The organism is Luteibacter sp., from assembly GCF_036499525.1.
Taxonomy (GTDB): Bacteria; Pseudomonadota; Gammaproteobacteria; order Xanthomonadales; family Rhodanobacteraceae; genus Luteibacter.
Genome location: NZ_DASYDO010000015.1, coordinates 1 through 15,962, shown reverse-complemented (window position 1 = coordinate 15,962; position 15,962 = coordinate 1). Strand labels below are relative to the sequence as shown.

Genomic DNA, 15,962 nt, shown 5'->3' with positions numbered 1-15,962 from the left:
GATACGGGTGACCTGCCGCGAACCCCTCGCCCGCGGCAGGCCACCACCTGGCAGACGACTTACTTCTTGTCGTCCTTCACTTCCGTAAACTCGGCATCGACCACGTCGTCCGGCTGGGCCGATCCGCCGCCCGGGGCAGACTGCTGCGAGGTGTCCTGCGCACCGCCGGCCTGGGCCGCGGCGTAAAGCGACTGGGCAACCTGCTCGAGGTTGGTGATCTTCGCCTCGATAGCGGCCTTGTCGTCGCCCTCCTTCACCTTCTCCAGTTCGGATACCGCGCCGTCGATGCTGGCCAGCTGCTCGGCCGGCACCTTGCCGCCGTGCTCCTTCAACTGGCTGCGCGTGGCGTGCACCAGCTGGTCGGCCTTGTTACGCACCTGCACCAGCTCGTGGAACTTGCGGTCTTCCTCGCGGTTGACTTCGGCATCCGCCACCATCCGCTGGATCTCTTCGTCCGAGAGGCCCGAGCCGGCCTTGATCTCGATCTTCTGTTCCTTGCCGGTGTCCTTGTCCTTCGCCGACACATGCAGGATGCCGTTGGCGTCGATGTCGAACGTGACTTCGACCTGCGGCGTGCCTCGCGGCGCCGGACGGATGCCCTGCAGGTCGAACTTGCCGAGCGACTTGTTGGCGTTGGCGCGCTCGCGCTCGCCCTGCAACACGTGCACGGTCACGGCGGTCTGGTTGTCGTCGGCGGTGGAGAAGACCTGCGAGGCCTTGGTCGGCACCGTGGTGTTTTTCTCGATGAGCTTGGTCATCACACCACCCATCGTCTCGATGCCGAGCGACAGCGGAGTGACGTCGAGCAGCAGCACGTCCTTCACCGACCCGCTCAGCACGCCACCCTGGATCGCTGCGCCGACGGCGACGGCTTCATCCGGGTTGACGTCCTTGCGCGCTTCCTTGCCGAAGAAGTCCTTCACGGCTTCCTGGACCTTGGGCATGCGGGTCTGTCCACCGACGAGGATCACCTCGTGGATGTCGGACACGCGCAGGCCGGCGTCGTTGAGCGCGGTACGGCAGGGCTCGATGGTGCCCTTCACCAGGTCTTCCACCAGCGACTCGAGCTTGGCGCGGGTCAGCTTGATGTTGAGGTGCTTCGGACCCGAGGCGTCGGCGGTGACGTAGGGCAGGTTCACGTCGGTCTGATGCGACGAGGAAAGCTCGATCTTCGCGCGCTCGGCGGCGTCCTTCAGGCGCTGCAGCGCGAGCTGGTCCTGGCGCAGGTCGATGCCCTGCTCCTTCTTGAACTCTTCGACGAGGTAGTCGATAACGCGGTTGTCGAAGTCTTCGCCACCGAGGAAGGTGTTGCCGTTGGTGGCCAGCACTTCGAACTGCTTCTCGCCGTCGACGTTGGCGATTTCGATGATCGACACGTCGAAGGTGCCGCCACCCAGGTCGTACACGGCGATCTTGCGATCGCCCGCGGTGGTCTTGTCGAGGCCATAGGCCAGCGCGGCAGCGGTAGGCTCGTTGATGATGCGCTTGACCTCGAGGCCGGCGATGCGACCCGCGTCCTTCGTGGCCTGGCGCTGGCTGTCGTTGAAGTACGCCGGCACGGTGATGACCGCTTCGGTGATCGGCTCGCCCAGGAAATCCTCGGCGGTCTTCTTCATCTTCATGAGGACCTTCGCGGAGACTTCCTGCGGGGCCATCTTCTTGCCATCGGCGGTCTGCACCCAGGCGTCGCCGTTCTCGTGCGCCACGATGCCGTACGGCACGAGCTTGATGTCCTTCTGCACTTCCGCGTCGGTGAACTTGCGGCCGATGAGGCGCTTTACCGCGTAGAAGGTGTTCTTGGGATTGGTGACGTTCTGACGCTTGGCCGGCGCGCCGACCAGGACTTCGTTGTCCTTGGTGAACGCGACGATGGACGGCGTGGTGCGATCGCCCTCCGAATTCTCGATGACACGCGCGGTCGAACCTTCCATCACTGCGACGCAGGAGTTGGTCGTACCGAGGTCGATGCCGATGATCTTGGCCATTGAAGCTGCTCCGTATTTCTATGCGGCCCCCGCGGCCGCGACTGTGTTTGAAAGTGGGGACTAGCCCCATCGATTCAATGCCTTGTGAGACTTAGCTGTCGCGCACCACGGCCACCAGCGCCGGACGCAGCAGACGATCGTTCAGCACGAAACCCTTCTGCACCACCGCGACCACCGTGCCAGGCGCGTGCTCGTTCGATTCGACCGAGCTGATCGCCTGGTGATGTTCCGGGTTGAATGGCTGGTGCAGTGGATCGACCACGCTCAGGCCGTTGGCCTGGGTGACCTTTTCCAGCTGCTTCAACGTCAGCTCCAGGCCTTCGCGCAGCGTCTTCGCATCGGCGGCGTCATTGGTCAGGCCAAGGACGATGCCGTCATAGACCGGCAGCAAGTCGCCCAGGAGCTTCTCGTTGGCGAAGCGGCGGGCCTGCTCGAGATCGCGCTGAAGGCGGCGGCGCTGGTTCTCGATCTCCGCCCGCTCGCGCAGGACCGTCTCGCGCGCTCCAGCCAGTTCGGACTCGAGGGCGGTCAACTTCGCGGTGAGGGCGTCCAGGTCGGCATTGACGCCGCCGTCTGCCGCGCCACCATTCTGCGTCTGATCCGGCACGTGGGGATCGTTGTTCTGCATGCTTGCTCCAAATGTCAGCTTACCGGCCCACCCCATGAGGGGGCCGAACATCCGCGGGAAATAGTAAACCCGCCTCCCGGGGCGGTTTATGAGGTCGCCGCGGCGCGATTCAAGGCGTCGCTGAGCAATCCGGCGGTGGCTTGCACCACGGGGATCACCCGCTCATATGCCATACGCGTCGGTCCAATAACTCCGATCGCGCCGAGCATCCGGCCGCCCGTACCGTAGGTGGCAGTGACGATGCTGCAGCCATCCAGTGCCGAGAATCCGGACTCCTCGCCGATGAACAGACGTACGCCCGGGGCCTGGACACACATCTCCATCAGCTGGAGCAGGTCGCGCTTCTGCTGGAAGGCGTCGAACAACTCGCGGAGCCGGTCGATGTCGGCCAGCTCGGAATAGCCCATAAGGTTGGTCTGGCCGCTGACCAGGACGTCGTCGGCGTCCTCGTCCGTCGTGAACGAGGCCGTGGCCAGTTCCACCACGCTCGACAGCAGCTGGTTGAGTTCACCACCGGCCTCGCGCAGTTCGGTGGCGAGGTGCGCACGGATATCCGCCAGCCGGAAGCCGGCGAACTGCGCATTGAGGTAATTCGCGGCCTGCTCCAGTTCGCTGCCGTCCAGCGGACGGGCCAGCTGGACCACCCGGTTCTGCACCTGATTGTCGGAGAAGACCAGGATGACCAGCACGCGGGCGTCCGGCAGCGAGACGAAGTCGATGTGGCGCAACGGGAAATCGCCCTGGCGCGGCACGGTGACCACACCGGCGAAACGGGTCATGGCCGACAGCAGATGGGACACGTTGCCGAGCAGGTCGCGTGTGGTCGTCTGGTGCGGCGGCAGGCCGCCCTGCAGGCGCGCCATGTCGTCGCGCGGCACGGGCTTGAGTTCGAGCAGGCTGTCCACGAACAGGCGCAGGCCACGCGGCGTGGGCACGCGGCCGGCCGAGGTGTGCGGGGACGCGACGAGCCCGGCGTCTTCCAGGTCGGCCATGATGTTGCGGATGGTCGCCGGGCTCACTTCCAGGCCAGATGAGCGCGCCAGCGTGCGCGAGCCGACCGGCTCGCCGTCGGACAGGTATTGGGAAATCAGAGTCCGCAGCAGCCGGCGCGCGCGAGCATCGATGTCGTGACCGGAGAACGGATTCATGCGCAGGCTGGGTTCTGGAAGGGCCGGATTGTCCCTGCTATCAATAAGGTCTCGCCGTCCGGCTTGCAAGTCTCGGCCCCTGCGACTCCGGTCCCGCTACAATCGGCGCGATTCCATCCGCCACCCCGGTACCCATGCTTACCTCGCTCTACGTCCGCCAGTTCGCCGTCGTCGAAGAAGCCGAGGTTTCCTTCGGTCCCGGCCTCACCGTGGTCAGCGGCGAAACCGGCGCCGGCAAGTCGCTGCTGGTGGATGCGCTGATGCTCCTGGCCGGTGCCCGCGCCGATAGCGGTATGGTCCGCGCCGGCAGCGATCGCGCCGAGCTGGCCGCCGAATTCGACCTGACCGGCCTGCCCGAGGCTTCGGACTGGCTGCGCCAGGAAGAGCTCGACGACGGGGCAACCTGCCAGTTGCGCCGCGTGATCCGTACCGAGGGCAGCTCGCGTGGGTGGATCAATGGCCGCCCCGCCAGTCTTGCCCAGATGTCGTCCCTGGCTGCGCTGATCGTGGAGATCCACGGCCAGCACGAGCACCAGGCCCTGCTCTCGCGGCAGCATCAGATGGCTTTGCTGGACGCCTATGCGGGCAATGAGGAACGACTGGCCCGCGTGCGCGAGACCGCCCGCGCGTGGCGCGACGCCGTGGCCCGTATTCGGACCCTGTCCGGTGGGGACGACCGCGAGCGTCAGATCGAACTGCTCGCCCACGAACGGGACGAACTCGAGCGCTGGGCGCTTGCGCCTTCCGCGCTCGAGGACCTGGAAGCACAGCATCGCCGCCTCGCCAACGCCGGCAGGCTAGCCGAAGGCGCCAACGGCATCGTCGAGATGCTCGACGGTGAAAGCGAATTCGCCATCGGACGCGCCCTGCTCCGCGCCCACGCCGAACTCTCGCGCCTGGCCGAGCTCGATCCCACACTCGCGCCGCTGCTCGAACTGCTCGACAGCGCGCAGATCCAGGTGGGCGAAGCCGTGGACGGCCTCGGCCGCTACGCGCAGGACGTGGAACTGGACCCGGATCGGCTGGCCGAAGTGGACACCCACCTCGCCCACCTGCACGATCTGTCGCGCCGCTACCGACTGCCCATCGAAGAACTCTTCGCGAAGGCGGATGAAGTGCGAGAGCGCCTCGCGGAACTCGAGGGCGCGGGCGAGGCGCTCGAGCGGCTCGCCGGTGAACGCGACCGGCTGCGCGAGGCATACGACGTTGCCGCTGCCGCCTTGTCGAAGGCCCGTGCGGAAGCAGCGGGCCGGCTAGGTTCGTCGGTGGCCGGCCTCATGGGCGAACTCGGCATGGCCGGCGGTCGTCTCGAAGTGTCGCTCGAGCCTGCCGAAGGCGACGACCCGGACCCGCAGGGCCGCGAGCGCTGCGAACTGCTGGTCAGTGCCAATCCCGGCCAGCCGCCGCGCCCGCTGCGCAAAGTGGCCTCGGGCGGCGAACTGGCCCGCATCAGCCTCGCCATCGAAGTCGCGACGCTGGGCAACGACAACATCGGCTGCATGATCTTCGACGAAGTGGACACCGGCATCGGCGGCGCCGTCGCCGAAGTGGTCGGCCAGAAGCTGCGTGCGCTAGGCGAGCGCGTGCAGGTGCTCTGCGTGACCCACCTGCCGCAGGTAGCCGCCCAGGGCCATTCGCACCTGCAGGTGGCAAAGGAAAGCGACGGCGAAGCCACCCGTACCCGCATCCACACGCTGGACGCGGCAGGCCGCCGCGACGAACTCAGCCGCATGCTGGGCGGCGTGGAAATCACCAAGGAAACGCGGGCGCACGCGAAGAAGATGCTGGACCGCGCGCAAGGGTAACTGCAGGAGCGCGCCCTGCGCGCGACATGTTTTGAGGCCATGTCCTGAAGCTGGCGCGCCAACTTCGGGACTGGAGCGAAAAGCTGTCGCGCGCAAGGCGCGCTCCTACAACATCACTTAGCTGCGAATCAGGCCGCGCTCCTGTGCCATCCGGTACAGATCCAGTTCCGACCCCGCATTGAGCTTGTTCATCACCGCCGCGCGGTGAATGTAGATCGTCTTCTGCCCGATGCCCAGTTCCGCCGCCACCTGCTTGGGTGCGCGTCCGATAGCCAGCAGCAGGAACACCTCACGCTCGCGGGCCGTCAGGCGGTTGAACGGATCGAGGTCGGTTGTCGGACGTCCCGAGCGGCGCTCGCGCAGGTCCGAACTCAGGTACTGATCGCCACCCAGGACGGAACGCACCGCGGCCACCAACTCCTCCGGCGCCACACCCTTCGTGACGTAACCGCGTGCGCCACGACGCAGGGCTTCGGAAACGTAAGGCTCGCCGTCGTGCATGCTGAGCACGACGATCTTCATCCCGGGCGCGATGCTGGCCAGATGCTCGATCAGCGGCAACCCGCTGCCATCGGGCAGCGACAGATCCACCGCCACCAGATCGGGCCGATGTTGCGTAACCGCTTCCACCGCTTCATCGGCGTTGCGGGCTTCGGCGACGACGTCCAGGTCGGGTTCCAGCTCGATGAGGCGCTTGAAACCCTCACGAACGATGGCATGGTCATCTACTAGGACGATTCTAGGCATAGGTGGAATGTAGCAGGTGAAACCAATGGATGGCGCATACCCGCCGTGTACCATTCCGCCATGCGCTTACTCGGTTCCTCCCGCTTCGCCGGCCCTATCTTCGCCTTGGCCTACGCTTTCGCCTGGGTGATGCTGTGGCCGACCGAGCAGCCCTATTGGGTCCTGCCTTTCGGCCTGCGCTTCGGCGCCCTGCTGCTCACGCGCAGCCGGGACTGGTTCTGGATCCTGGGTGCCGAGATCATCGGCAGCGCCTTCTGCGAGTGGCGCAGCGGCCTGCCCATCGGCGGCGCCGGCTTCGTGCTGGGCGACGCGCCCGAGCCCCTGATGGTGGCCGCCTGCCTCTGGCTCCTCCGCCGCGCGCACCTCCACGCCAGCCTGAACACCCCCGAGGACGTGGCCCGCCTGCTGCTCTCGGCCATGGTCACCGCCACCGTGGCCACCGCCGGCAATGCGGCGATGATGGCCTCGATGCACCCCGCGGCTCCCGTGGAAATGCTGGGCACCACCTTCGGCAGCGACCTGCTCGGCAACTACCTGGGCGTACTGCTGGTGGTGCCGGTGATGATCCTGGTGTTTCGCGAGCGGCCCACGCAGGCCTCCATGGCGGAACTCCTGCTCGACGGCCTGCTGGTGATGCTGCCCTCGCTGGCCATCCTCATTACCCTGGCCGAGTACTCACCGCAGCCGCAGTTCGCCCGCGTGCTCTCGCTCGCACCCGTGCTGTTCTTCGCTTTCCGCCACGGCTGGCGCGGTGCCGGCCTGGCGATGCTGATCACCAGCGTGGGCCTCAATGTCACCGAGGACATGATCGGCCGCGGCGCACCCACGGCGGCCGCCCACCTGTTCCTTGCGGTGGCCGGTACCGGCACGCTCATGCTCGGCGCCGCCACCGACGCCTTGCGCCGCAGCAGCGAGCGCGTGGCCCAGCAGAACACCCATCTGGCGGCTGCCAACCAGCGCCTGGACCAGCTGGCCCGCCAGCTGCGCGACGCGGCCCGAGGCAATCTCCAGGCCGAAGAAAACCTGCGCCGCCACATGGCCGCGGAACTCCACGACGAACTCGGCCAGAACCTCACCGCCATCCAGACCCATCTCAAGCTGGCGCAGACACGCCTGGGCAGTGCCGGGCTGGACGACATCGGCATTTCCATCAACGGCATCCTTGGGCACATGCGCAAGGCCCTGCACCGGATGCTTGACAGCCTTCGCCCCTCGGTGCTGGACGAATTCGGCCTGCTGCGCGCGCTGGACGAAGGTCCGATCCGCGACATGCTCACCGCGGCATGCATCACCTACGTGACCGACCTGCGGGGCGAGCCGCGCCTGCTCGACGACGACACGCTCACTGCCATCTACCGCGTGGTGCAGGAAAGCGCGACCAACGTGGTGCGCCATTCGGGCGCGAGTCGCATGACCCTACGCCTGCGTATCGGTATGCGGGACAGCGGCCCCGTCGCCATCCTCGACATACGCGATAACGGTAGCGGTCTCTCCGCGAACCCGCGCCCGGCGCGCAGCGACGGCGGCCGTGGGCTGCAGGGGATGAGCGACCGCATTACGGCCCTCGGCGGCCTCTTCCGTATTCGCCCCGAACCTGTCGGACTTCACCTGCGCGTGTTGCTCCGCAGCACAAGTATCGGATCTGGCATAGGAAATTTTCCAATACCGGGACAGTGAACCGTTCGTTACGATCCCATTATCGATGTGGGGGAGCCGCCGTCGAGAGACGGCGAGCCCAGGTCGGTCGTGGGGACGATCGACCTGATGAGGCGACAGGATGTCAGCCTCGCCGGTGCGACATGGTGGTCCGTGGATCCAGCGAGCAACTCGCGTTCCACGAGCCATGAAAACGCCGGATCAAGCCGTCGGTGGACAGGAGTCCACCGGCGGCGTTTTTATTTGTGTTCTACCCCACCCGCAGGAGCGCGCTCTGCGCGAAGCCCCTCGCCCCGGTCCACACAAAAAAGGCCCCTCAGGGCCTTTTTCAACGATATCAGCGCTTCTTCTTGGGCCGCACATACAGCACCAGGCTGTGATCCTCGATCACATACCCATGCCGCTCGGCAATCTCGTGCTGAAGCCGCTCTATCTCTTCGCTGATGAACTCGATGACCTTTCCGCTGTCCACGTCGATCATGTGGTCATGGTGCTTGCCGCGGTCCAGTTCGTAGACCGCCTGGCCGCCCTCGAAGTTGTGCTTCATCACGATGCCGGCCGCCTCGAACTGGGTCAGCACCCGGTACACCGTGGCGAGCCCGATGTCCTCCTGGTGCGACAGAAGGCGCTTGTAGATGTCTTCGGCAGTAAGGTGGCGCTCCTCGGCCTCCTCGAAGATCTGCAGGATCCGCATGCGCGGGTGCGTGACTTTCAGGCCCGCCTTGCGGAGTTCTTTGGTTTCCTGGTCCATGTCAGACCCTCGCGGTGCCATAAGGCGCTTCAGTGTATCATCACAGGCTTCACGATCCGGACGTAACTACGCATGCAAAAGCTCATCCGCACGCTGGGTTTGGCCATGATGGCAGCCGCCATCGCGGGCTGTGGCCTCGTCTATACCCCTGACGTGCAGCAGGGCAACCTGCTCGACAAGAAGGACGTCGACCAGTTGCAACCGGGCATGACCAAGCGCCAGGTCCTCGTCCTCCTGGGCACCCCATCGGTCATCTCGCCGTTCGACCAGGATCGCTGGGACTACGTCTCCACTTTCTCGCACCGCGGGAAGCCGATGACCAAGCGCACCCTCACCCTCAGCTTCAATAACGACACGCTGGTCCGCACCGAGGGCGACTTCTTCTCTCAGGACGCCGAGCAGCTGCTGAAGGACTCCAAGAAGTACAAGGCCAATCCCACCGGGGACGCCGAGGGCGACAAGAACACCAGCGGCAAGAAGGACGACGACAACGGCGGCTTCGGCGTGCACGGGTCGTCGGACGACAGCCCCGCCAGCAAGAAGTAAAGCCGGTTCAGGCGCCGCGCGCCGCGCGGCGCCGCCTGGCTTCCATCGGGTCAAGGATGAGGGGGCGGTATATTTCCACCCTGTCGCCCTCCTCCAGCACCCGGTCGGCAGGCACCTTCGTCGCGAAGATCCCCAGGCGGGCAGGGTCGGGCCTCACGCCTGACGGCAGTTTCGGCATAGCCAGTTCCACGGCCTGCCAAGCCGTCGTTCCCTGCGGCACAGCCAGCGGAATCACCGCCTGGCCTTCCGGTCCCGCATAAGCGATCTCGACGGCGATCTCAGCCATACAGCCGGCGCGCCTCGTCGCAAAAGTCGTCCACCATCCGGTTCGCCAGTTGCTGGAAACCCATCTTCAGCACGCTGCCACCCAGGCCGGCATAGTCGAAATCCAGTTCCAGCGCGATCTTGCAACCGACATCGCCCAGGGCCTGGAAGGTAAAGACGCCATCGAGCGAGCGGAACGGCCCTTCCACGAACTTCATGGTGAGGCGCTCCGGCCGCTGCATCGTGTTCCGGGTGGTGAAATGCTGCTTCAGTCCCGCGAACTTCAGGTCCAGCCGGGCCATCAGGGTATCGTCGGTGCGCTCCACCACGGTGGCGGCGTCACACCAGCCGAAGCGCTTTGGGTATGCTTCCACATCGTTGACCAGGTCGAACATCTGCGCGGGCGTGAACGGCACGATCGCACTGCGGCGGATTTCAATCATGAAGACCTCGTCTCATTCGCCGGCGAACGGACCCGCCGGCCTTGTATCAGGGACCCGATAGACCGATTTTAACGGACATGGCAAAAGCGAAGGCAAAGGACACGGAAAAAGAAGGCGGCGGCACCATCGCGCTGAACAAACGCGCGCGCCACGAATACCACATCGACCAGCGCTTCGAATGCGGCATCGAGCTGCAGGGCTGGGAACTGAAAGCCCTGCGCGCCGGACGGATCAACTTCGGCGAAGGCAGCTACGCGATCATCCAGCACGGCGAGGTGTTCCTCGTAGGCACGCAGATTCCGCCGCTCATCAGCGCCTCCACCCACGTTGTGGCGAACGACCGGCGCACGCGCAAGCTGCTGCTCCACCGCGAGGAAATCGATCGCCTGATCGGCGCGGTGGAACGCAAGGGTTACACCCTGGTGCCCACCGCCCTGTACTGGAAGCACAACAAGGTAAAGTGCGAAATCGGCCTGGCCAAGGGCAAGCAGGAGCACGACAAGCGCCAGAGCGACAAGGAACGCGAGTGGGCGGTGGACAAGCAGCGCGTCATGCGCGCCCATAACCGCGTCGGCTGACTGAACGCGGGGGGTAAGTGCCCATTGTGGCGACCCTCCCCCGCCCCTATACTTCGAACTGGTAGTCTCACAACAGTTTTCCCCGGGGGTGTTCTGGCTTCGACGGGGGTAGTGCGATTGCCTGGTGCATGCCGAGGGGGCGGCTTTCCTCGTTAATCCAGCAGCAAAACTCATAGTTGCCAACGACAACTACTACGGTGACAACTCGGTGGCTCTCGCCGCCTAAGCTGTCCGGCCCCTAAAAAAGGCCAACCGCCCGAACCCACTTGTGCTCGTGCTCGTCGGTGTAGGGTCACTATCACGGGATCGCTGAAAGACTCTCCGTCTGGGGGTCTGACGCAAGATCAATCAGGCATGTCCGCCGATGCGCTTAGCACGTCGTGCTGTCGGCGGACGAGACTTAACGGCGAGCTAAGCATGTAGATCTGGGGATTAAACGCCTTCGGACGCGGGTTCGACTCCCGCCACCTCCACCAATATGGCCCTCTAAGCGTGATTGCTTAGAGGGCTTTTTTGTAGATGAGTGTCAGGGATATCTCATTGACGCTCCTGCCTTTTCATGGAAAGGTGTGCGCATGACCAAGAAAGCGACCCCGCCCAGTGCCCGGAACCTCGTGCGAAGGACTCTTAAGCAGCAAAAGCTGAAGAGCGCCGCAGTAAGCGAATCCAGCGCGGACGCGATCAAGGCGATGTACACCATGTCTTCGCGGAAAGGCCTGCGGCTTCTGAAAGAAGGTGGCATCGTCACGCCGAAGCACAAGCTGGCCCGCGTCTACCGGTGAACAACGGCCACCTGCTGGTCGCCTATCACGGGTGCGATATCTCGGTCCGCGACGCGTTGGTCACAGGTGAACTGCCTCATCTTGATTTCAGCCAGAATCGCTACGACTGGCTCGGCCCTGGCGTGTACTTCTTCGAAGGTGACATACACCGGGCAATGCGCTTCGCCGAGGCGTCTCGCGATAACCCGGAAAAGATGTATACCGCCCGGCCCATCGTTCAAGCAGCCGTGGTCGGCGCAGTACTGACCGTGCATCACTGTCTCGACATGACAACGCAGGAAGGGCTGCTGGAATTTAGCCTCTGACATTTTCGCTGGCCGGCGGTCGGGCATATCCTTGAATAATCCACGCCACTATTCAAGGATATTGACTTATCCTTGAATAAGTAGGAATCTTATTCCAATTTATTCATAGGGCCCGGGGCCATGCGCCAGCAGGATCTCACCCCTGCCCGTCGACGACAGCTTATCGCCTGCGCGCCGCCCCATGGCCATTGCAAGGCGTTGCTGCCGCCGGCCACCCCTCGCACCCTCACCTTGTCGCACGAAGCGTCGGCCTCCATCCAGCAGGCTTCGGCGGCCCTCGGCCGGTTGCACGCGGCCACACGACTCCTGCCAAACACCGGCCTCATCACCCGGACGCTAGCCCGGCGCGAGGCGGTGCAGAGTTCGCAGATCGAGGGTACGCGGACGCAACTCTCCGAACTACTGGAGTACGAGGCCACGCGAAGCCTCGATGGCTCCAACCCGGACGCCCAGGTCACGGAGCGCTACGTCATTGCGCTCGACCGAGGGCTGCAATCCCTGCGCACGCCGGATGATGGCGGCATCACTCTCGAGCTGGTGCATGCGCTACACCGGACACTCATGGAAGATGCCGCACCCCACGTAAACGCCGGTGCATGGCGCGACAGCCAGGCATGGATCGGCGCGGGACGCATAGAAGACGCAACGTTCGTCCCTCCGCCCCCCAACTACATTGATGAGTGCATGCGAGAACTGGAGCGATCGATGCTCCGTTACGAGCGTGGCGATGACGAGTTCTGGGAGCTCTCGATCGTCGTTCGCCTGGCGTTGACCCACGCGCAGTTTGAAACCATCCATCCTTTCGCCGACGGCAATGGTCGCGTAGGTCGCCTGTTGATGCCCCTGATGCTGGCGGAAGCCGGCTACCCGGCTCTTTACCTGTCGGGCTATCTCCTGCGTTATCGCCAGGCCTATTACGCGGCACTTGCCGGCGTGCAGTTGCGCGAGGAATGGGATAACTGGATCGGCTTCCTCTGCCGCGCCATCGTTGCGGCTTGTGATACCTCGATTGCTATCGCGGAGGACATGAACTTGATGGCCGAGCGATGGCAAGCGCAGCTTTCCGACCTTCGTAAGGACGCCGCCGCCAGAAAGGTGCCCCGGCTACTCCTTGGGCACCCCATCATCGGCATCAACGAGTTGGCTTCACTACTGGGCACATCGTTCCAGACGGCATCCACTGCCGTGGAACTTCTCGTCGAGCGAGGGATTCTTCATTCGCCCTCGCCTGCAACGAGGCGCGGCCGTGTGTTCCGTGCACGAGAGCTGCTGGATCGCCTCGAGAGGGATTAGCTCACCCCTCTTCCGGCGGCTGCCAAAGCTCGATCTTGTTCCCCTCGGGATCGATCACCCACCCGAACTGCCCATACTCGGAGTCCGGCGCCTTCTCGAGCACGTTGCAGCCTTCCTCGCGCAATGCCGCAAGCAGCGCAGCGAGGTTTTCCACGCGGTAGTTGATCATGAAGGGCGAAGCGCCCGCCGGGAACTGCTCGCCGCCCGCGGCACCGATCGACCAGATGGTCATCCCTTTGGTCGGGTTACCCGCGTCGTCCGTCCAGGGGAACACGGCACCGCCCCAGTCCAGCACGTCGATGCCGAGGTGCTTCTTGTACCAGGCCTGCAACACTTTGGGGTCCTTCGCCTGGAAGAATATCCCACCGATGCCTGTGACTCGCTTCATCTGACCCTCCGTGACGCAGCTCTCCGATTTCGTCAATCTCAGCCGAATGAAGCGATCACCTCGGCCTTCCTCTCTTCCATCCGGACGCCAAGCTCGGTCAGTTCCTCCCTCGACATCAACGCCTTCGCGTCCTTGAACATCTCCTTCTCCTCCTCGTCGGCGTGATGCTCGATGAGTTCCTTGAGCACCTTGGCCCTGCCGGAAAACTCCACGCTTGCCGGGTCTGTATCCAGAAGATCGGGCATGACCAGATCTTCGGCCGCGCGATGTTCCTCGAGAGCCTCGAAGTACATCTTCGCTTCGGCCTTCTTCCCTGCCTCCTTGAAGGCTGGATAGAAGATTTCTTCCTCGATGGTGGTATGCGCCTTCAGGTTGATCTGGATCTCGCGGAGCAAGGACGCCCGCTTCTTCGTGGCGCGCTCACTGGTTTCTTCCAGTTGCGCAAGCAGATCCTTCACGAGCTTGTGGTCGGTCTTGAGGAGTTTGATGGCATCCATGGAAGTGACTCTGGCAGTGGCTTGGGTGTGCTTACCTTCGATGGACTGCTGTGAAAATCTCGCGACTTAGTCGTATATCCGAACGTGGGATACCCACTTCGAGCGGCCGGCGTCCGCGCCGCCGGGTTAGAGCACTGTGGCGTGCAAGGCGTTGAAGCGCGCCGGCAGGTCCTGCTCGCGGAAGCTCTCCACGATGTGATCGATGAAGACCCTGGTCTTCTGCGGCAGCAGGGCCTGCGCCGAGTAATACAGCGACAGGTTGCCTCCTTCTACCCACCAGTCCGGTAGCACGCGTTTCACCCGGCCGCGTTCGATCCACGGCAAGGCCGACTGCACGGCGACCAGGGCGATGCCCATGCCGAGGGCAGCAGCGTGGCATGCCGCATCGGGATCGTCGAACACGATTCGCCTGGCCAGTTCAATGGCCGCTTCCGCACCATACCGGTTCGAAAGAACCCAGTCCCTCACGCGTCCCGTCTGCGGCGAACGAATGAGGATGCCTTCCCTGCCCTTCAGATCGTCGGGTTTCGCAACGCGCAGGCCGCTGCCCAGGACGTCCGGCGAAGCGATGAGGATGCGATGAGCCGGTGCCAGCGCGCGAGCGACTACGCCAGGCCGAAGGTCGAAGCCGCCGCCGATGGCGACGTCGAAACCGTCGGCGATGAGGTCTACCGGGCGGTTATCGAAGCGCCAGTCGGGGCATATGGTTGGATATGCCTTCAAGAACGTTTCGAGCATGGGAACGATGTATTCCCTACCGAACGCGTTGGGAAGAGCCACCCGCAATTCGCCGGCCGGTCCCGTCGTGCTCGCCCTCGCATTGGTCATCGCGTTGTGGAGCTGGTCCAGGCTGCCCTGCACTTCCCTCCGGAATGCCTCGCCGGCCTCGGTGAGCGACAGGCGCCGCGTGGTTCGCTGGAACAGGCGAACGCCGAGTTCCGCCTCGAGGCGTGCCACGTTCTTGCCGACGGCCGCTGGGGTAAGGCCGAGGACGCGCGCAGCCGAGGCAAAACTCCTCGATTCCGCGCTGCGGATGAAGCAAGCGATGCCGTTGAGGGTGTCCACGACCGGATTCTAAACCTTTCGGATCGAATGAAATTACCACTCCTGCTCTACCGGTTGACGCCGCAGACGTCTAAATTGCATTGGCTTTCGAACCTAACCCTTCACGGAGATCCACGATGAACAACCTCAATTCGATCCAGGGCAAGAGCGCCCTCGTCCTCGGTGGCTCGCGCGGCATTGGTGCCGCCGTCGCCCGCCGATTGGCCGCCGGCGGCGCCTCGGTTGCCATCACCTACGTGCAGGGCGCCGCGGCTGCGAATGCCGTCGTCGACGACATCACCAAGGCCGGCGGTCGCGCCATCGCCATCCAGGCGGACAGTGCTAGCGAAGACGCCGTCGAGAGTGCCGTCGCCAGGACCAGGGAGGCCTTCGGCAGCTTCGACATACTGGTCAATAGCGCCGGTATCCTCGCCATCGCGCCGATCGAGGAGTTCACCACGGAGGACCTCGACCGCACGCTCGCCGTCAACGTGCGCGCTGCCGTGATCGCCAGCCGTGCTGCCGCCCGTGTCATGGGCCAGGGCGGTCGCATCATCCACATCGGCAGCACCAACGCCGAGCGCATGCCGTTTGCCGGCGGCGCGGTGTATGCGATGAGCAAGTCGGCGCTGCAAGGTCTGACCCAGGGCCTGGCCCGCGACCTCGGCCCGAAGGGCATTACCGTCAACCTGGTGCAGCCCGGCCCCGTGGATACCGACATGAACCCGGCTAACGGCCCGATGGCTTCCGGCCTCATCCCGATGCTTGCTGTCGGTCGGTATGGTCGTCCGGAAGAGGTGGCCAGCTTTGTGGCTTACCTGGCGGGCCCGGAGGCCGCGAACATCACGGGCGCCAGCCTCATGATCGACGGCGGATTCGCTGCCTGATCGTAACGGGGTCAGAGTGGAAAGGGGGTCAGAGTCACGAGTGACTCTGACCCCTTTTTTTTTGGTTCTTCACAGAAGTCCGGGGACGCTGCATGGATACATCGGTTCATTCGCCCGGCGACTGCATGTTTCCAGCGGCTCGGACGGTGAGGCGCAGAGTCTTCGGTGCCCACCCTCGCTGCTCAGACAGGTCCTCCGCGTTCGATAGGGAGGGC

At 64.4% G+C, this 15,962-nt stretch carries 18 protein-coding genes and 1 other RNA gene; 9 read left to right on the top strand and 10 right to left on the bottom strand.

The window, feature by feature from the left end:
- Window positions 1–59: 59 nt before the first annotated feature.
- The 3 genes from dnaK to hrcA all read right to left on the bottom strand — a co-directional run bounded on the left by dnaK (window position 60) and on the right by hrcA (window position 3,761).
- Entirely contained in the window at window positions 60–1,985 is a 1,926-nt protein-coding gene (dnaK, locus tag VGM71_RS02395; protein WP_331542191.1) for a molecular chaperone DnaK, read from the bottom strand.
- Between the two features lie 91 nt (window positions 1,986–2,076).
- Window positions 2,077–2,613, bottom strand: a complete 537-nt coding sequence (gene grpE, locus VGM71_RS02390; protein ID WP_331542190.1) for a nucleotide exchange factor GrpE — start codon at window positions 2,611–2,613, stop codon at window positions 2,077–2,079.
- Between the two features lie 86 nt (window positions 2,614–2,699).
- Window positions 2,700–3,761, bottom strand: a complete 1,062-nt coding sequence (gene hrcA, locus VGM71_RS02385; protein ID WP_331542189.1) for a heat-inducible transcriptional repressor HrcA — start codon at window positions 3,759–3,761, stop codon at window positions 2,700–2,702.
- 134 nt (window positions 3,762–3,895) lie between these two features.
- Between hrcA and recN the strand changes: the two genes are divergently transcribed.
- Window positions 3,896–5,566, top strand: coding sequence for a DNA repair protein RecN (gene recN / locus VGM71_RS02380; RefSeq protein WP_331542188.1), 1,671 nt, complete (start codon window positions 3,896–3,898; stop codon window positions 5,564–5,566).
- Between the two features lie 117 nt (window positions 5,567–5,683).
- Here the strand turns inward: recN and VGM71_RS02375 are convergent, their stop codons facing one another.
- Window positions 5,684–6,313 (bottom strand): response regulator transcription factor, encoded by a 630-nt coding sequence (locus tag VGM71_RS02375; RefSeq protein WP_331542187.1) that lies wholly within the window; start codon window positions 6,311–6,313, stop codon window positions 5,684–5,686.
- A gap of 60 nt (window positions 6,314–6,373) precedes the next feature.
- Between VGM71_RS02375 and VGM71_RS02370 the strand changes: the two genes are divergently transcribed.
- Window positions 6,374–7,990, top strand: a complete 1,617-nt coding sequence (locus VGM71_RS02370; protein ID WP_331542186.1) for an MASE1 domain-containing sensor histidine kinase — start codon at window positions 6,374–6,376, stop codon at window positions 7,988–7,990.
- Window positions 7,991–8,306: 316 nt separating this feature from the next.
- Here VGM71_RS02370 and fur read toward each other — a convergent pair whose 3' ends face one another.
- The gene (fur, locus tag VGM71_RS02365) at window positions 8,307–8,720 is read right to left on the bottom strand and encodes a ferric iron uptake transcriptional regulator (RefSeq protein WP_331542185.1); all 414 of its coding nucleotides are present in this window, start codon (window positions 8,718–8,720) and stop codon (window positions 8,307–8,309) included.
- Between the two features lie 72 nt (window positions 8,721–8,792).
- Between fur and VGM71_RS02360 the strand changes: the two genes are divergently transcribed.
- Entirely contained in the window at window positions 8,793–9,266 is a 474-nt protein-coding gene (locus VGM71_RS02360) for an outer membrane protein assembly factor BamE (protein ID WP_331542184.1), read from the top strand.
- Window positions 9,267–9,273: 7 nt separating this feature from the next.
- Here VGM71_RS02360 and VGM71_RS02355 read toward each other — a convergent pair whose 3' ends face one another.
- Complete coding sequence (locus VGM71_RS02355; protein ID WP_331542183.1) at window positions 9,274–9,552, bottom strand: RnfH family protein; 279 nt, start codon at window positions 9,550–9,552, stop codon at window positions 9,274–9,276.
- Entirely contained in the window at window positions 9,545–9,973 is a 429-nt protein-coding gene (locus VGM71_RS02350) for a type II toxin-antitoxin system RatA family toxin (RefSeq protein ID WP_331542181.1), read from the bottom strand. Before VGM71_RS02350 ends, VGM71_RS02355 begins: the two co-directional genes overlap by 8 nt.
- Window positions 9,974–10,050: 77 nt before the next feature.
- Here VGM71_RS02350 and smpB point away from each other — a divergent pair, with 77 nt between their 5' ends.
- The 5 genes from smpB to VGM71_RS02325 all read left to right on the top strand — a co-directional run bounded on the left by smpB (window position 10,051) and on the right by VGM71_RS02325 (window position 12,931).
- Window positions 10,051–10,551 (top strand): SsrA-binding protein SmpB, encoded by a 501-nt coding sequence (gene smpB / locus VGM71_RS02345; protein WP_331542180.1) that lies wholly within the window; start codon window positions 10,051–10,053, stop codon window positions 10,549–10,551.
- Window positions 10,552–10,635: 84 nt separating this feature from the next.
- Window positions 10,636–11,027: a transfer-messenger RNA gene (ssrA, locus tag VGM71_RS02340) on the top strand.
- Window positions 11,028–11,126: 99 nt separating this feature from the next.
- Window positions 11,127–11,333 (top strand): hypothetical protein, encoded by a 207-nt coding sequence (locus tag VGM71_RS02335; protein ID WP_331542178.1) that lies wholly within the window; start codon window positions 11,127–11,129, stop codon window positions 11,331–11,333.
- On the top strand, window positions 11,330–11,638 hold the full coding sequence (locus tag VGM71_RS02330; RefSeq protein WP_331542177.1) for a hypothetical protein: 309 nt from the start codon (window positions 11,330–11,332) through the stop codon (window positions 11,636–11,638). The genes VGM71_RS02335 and VGM71_RS02330 overlap by 4 nt, the downstream gene beginning before the upstream one ends.
- A 120-nt stretch (window positions 11,639–11,758) precedes the next feature.
- Window positions 11,759–12,931 (top strand): Fic family protein, encoded by a 1,173-nt coding sequence (locus VGM71_RS02325; RefSeq protein ID WP_331542176.1) that lies wholly within the window; start codon window positions 11,759–11,761, stop codon window positions 12,929–12,931.
- Window position 12,932: 1 nt separating this feature from the next.
- Here VGM71_RS02325 and VGM71_RS02320 read toward each other — a convergent pair whose 3' ends face one another.
- The 3 genes from VGM71_RS02320 to VGM71_RS02310 form a co-directional block, all read right to left on the bottom strand.
- Window positions 12,933–13,319: a VOC family protein gene (locus VGM71_RS02320; RefSeq protein ID WP_331542175.1), complete on the bottom strand. Its 387-nt coding sequence runs from the start codon at window positions 13,317–13,319 to the stop codon at window positions 12,933–12,935.
- A 38-nt stretch (window positions 13,320–13,357) separates the two neighbouring features.
- Entirely contained in the window at window positions 13,358–13,816 is a 459-nt protein-coding gene (locus VGM71_RS02315) for a hemerythrin domain-containing protein (RefSeq protein WP_331542174.1), read from the bottom strand.
- A gap of 126 nt (window positions 13,817–13,942) precedes the next feature.
- Window positions 13,943–14,881, bottom strand: a complete 939-nt coding sequence (locus VGM71_RS02310) for a LysR family transcriptional regulator (protein ID WP_331542173.1) — start codon at window positions 14,879–14,881, stop codon at window positions 13,943–13,945.
- Window positions 14,882–14,997: 116 nt separating this feature from the next.
- Here VGM71_RS02310 and VGM71_RS02305 point away from each other — a divergent pair, with 116 nt between their 5' ends.
- Window positions 14,998–15,747: a 3-oxoacyl-ACP reductase family protein gene (locus VGM71_RS02305; protein ID WP_331542172.1), complete on the top strand. Its 750-nt coding sequence runs from the start codon at window positions 14,998–15,000 to the stop codon at window positions 15,745–15,747.
- Window positions 15,748–15,962: the final 215 nt, after the last annotated feature.

What these genes read in the sequence shown, in the direction of transcription:
- fur (WP_331542185.1), bottom strand. Translation starts at nt 8,720, where the DNA reads ATGGACCAGGAAACCAAAGAACTCCGCAAGGCGGGCCTGAAAGTCACG.
- smpB (WP_331542180.1), top strand. Translation starts at nt 10,051, where the DNA reads ATGGCAAAAGCGAAGGCAAAGGACACGGAAAAAGAAGGCGGCGGCACC.
- VGM71_RS02315 (WP_331542174.1), bottom strand. Translation starts at nt 13,816, where the DNA reads ATGGATGCCATCAAACTCCTCAAGACCGACCACAAGCTCGTGAAGGAT.
- VGM71_RS02350 (WP_331542181.1), bottom strand. Translation starts at nt 9,973, where the DNA reads ATGATTGAAATCCGCCGCAGTGCGATCGTGCCGTTCACGCCCGCGCAG.
- dnaK (WP_331542191.1), bottom strand. Translation starts at nt 1,985, where the DNA reads ATGGCCAAGATCATCGGCATCGACCTCGGTACGACCAACTCCTGCGTC.
- VGM71_RS02360 (WP_331542184.1), top strand. Translation starts at nt 8,793, where the DNA reads ATGCAAAAGCTCATCCGCACGCTGGGTTTGGCCATGATGGCAGCCGCC.
- VGM71_RS02370 (WP_331542186.1), top strand. Translation starts at nt 6,374, where the DNA reads ATGCGCTTACTCGGTTCCTCCCGCTTCGCCGGCCCTATCTTCGCCTTG.
- VGM71_RS02325 (WP_331542176.1), top strand. Translation starts at nt 11,759, where the DNA reads ATGCGCCAGCAGGATCTCACCCCTGCCCGTCGACGACAGCTTATCGCC.
- recN (WP_331542188.1), top strand. Translation starts at nt 3,896, where the DNA reads ATGCTTACCTCGCTCTACGTCCGCCAGTTCGCCGTCGTCGAAGAAGCC.
- grpE (WP_331542190.1), bottom strand. Translation starts at nt 2,613, where the DNA reads ATGCAGAACAACGATCCCCACGTGCCGGATCAGACGCAGAATGGTGGC.
- hrcA (WP_331542189.1), bottom strand. Translation starts at nt 3,761, where the DNA reads ATGAATCCGTTCTCCGGTCACGACATCGATGCTCGCGCGCGCCGGCTG.
- VGM71_RS02375 (WP_331542187.1), bottom strand. Translation starts at nt 6,313, where the DNA reads ATGCCTAGAATCGTCCTAGTAGATGACCATGCCATCGTTCGTGAGGGT.
- VGM71_RS02305 (WP_331542172.1), top strand. Translation starts at nt 14,998, where the DNA reads ATGAACAACCTCAATTCGATCCAGGGCAAGAGCGCCCTCGTCCTCGGT.
- VGM71_RS02320 (WP_331542175.1), bottom strand. Translation starts at nt 13,319, where the DNA reads ATGAAGCGAGTCACAGGCATCGGTGGGATATTCTTCCAGGCGAAGGAC.
- VGM71_RS02355 (WP_331542183.1), bottom strand. Translation starts at nt 9,552, where the DNA reads ATGGCTGAGATCGCCGTCGAGATCGCTTATGCGGGACCGGAAGGCCAG.
- VGM71_RS02335 (WP_331542178.1), top strand. Translation starts at nt 11,127, where the DNA reads ATGACCAAGAAAGCGACCCCGCCCAGTGCCCGGAACCTCGTGCGAAGG.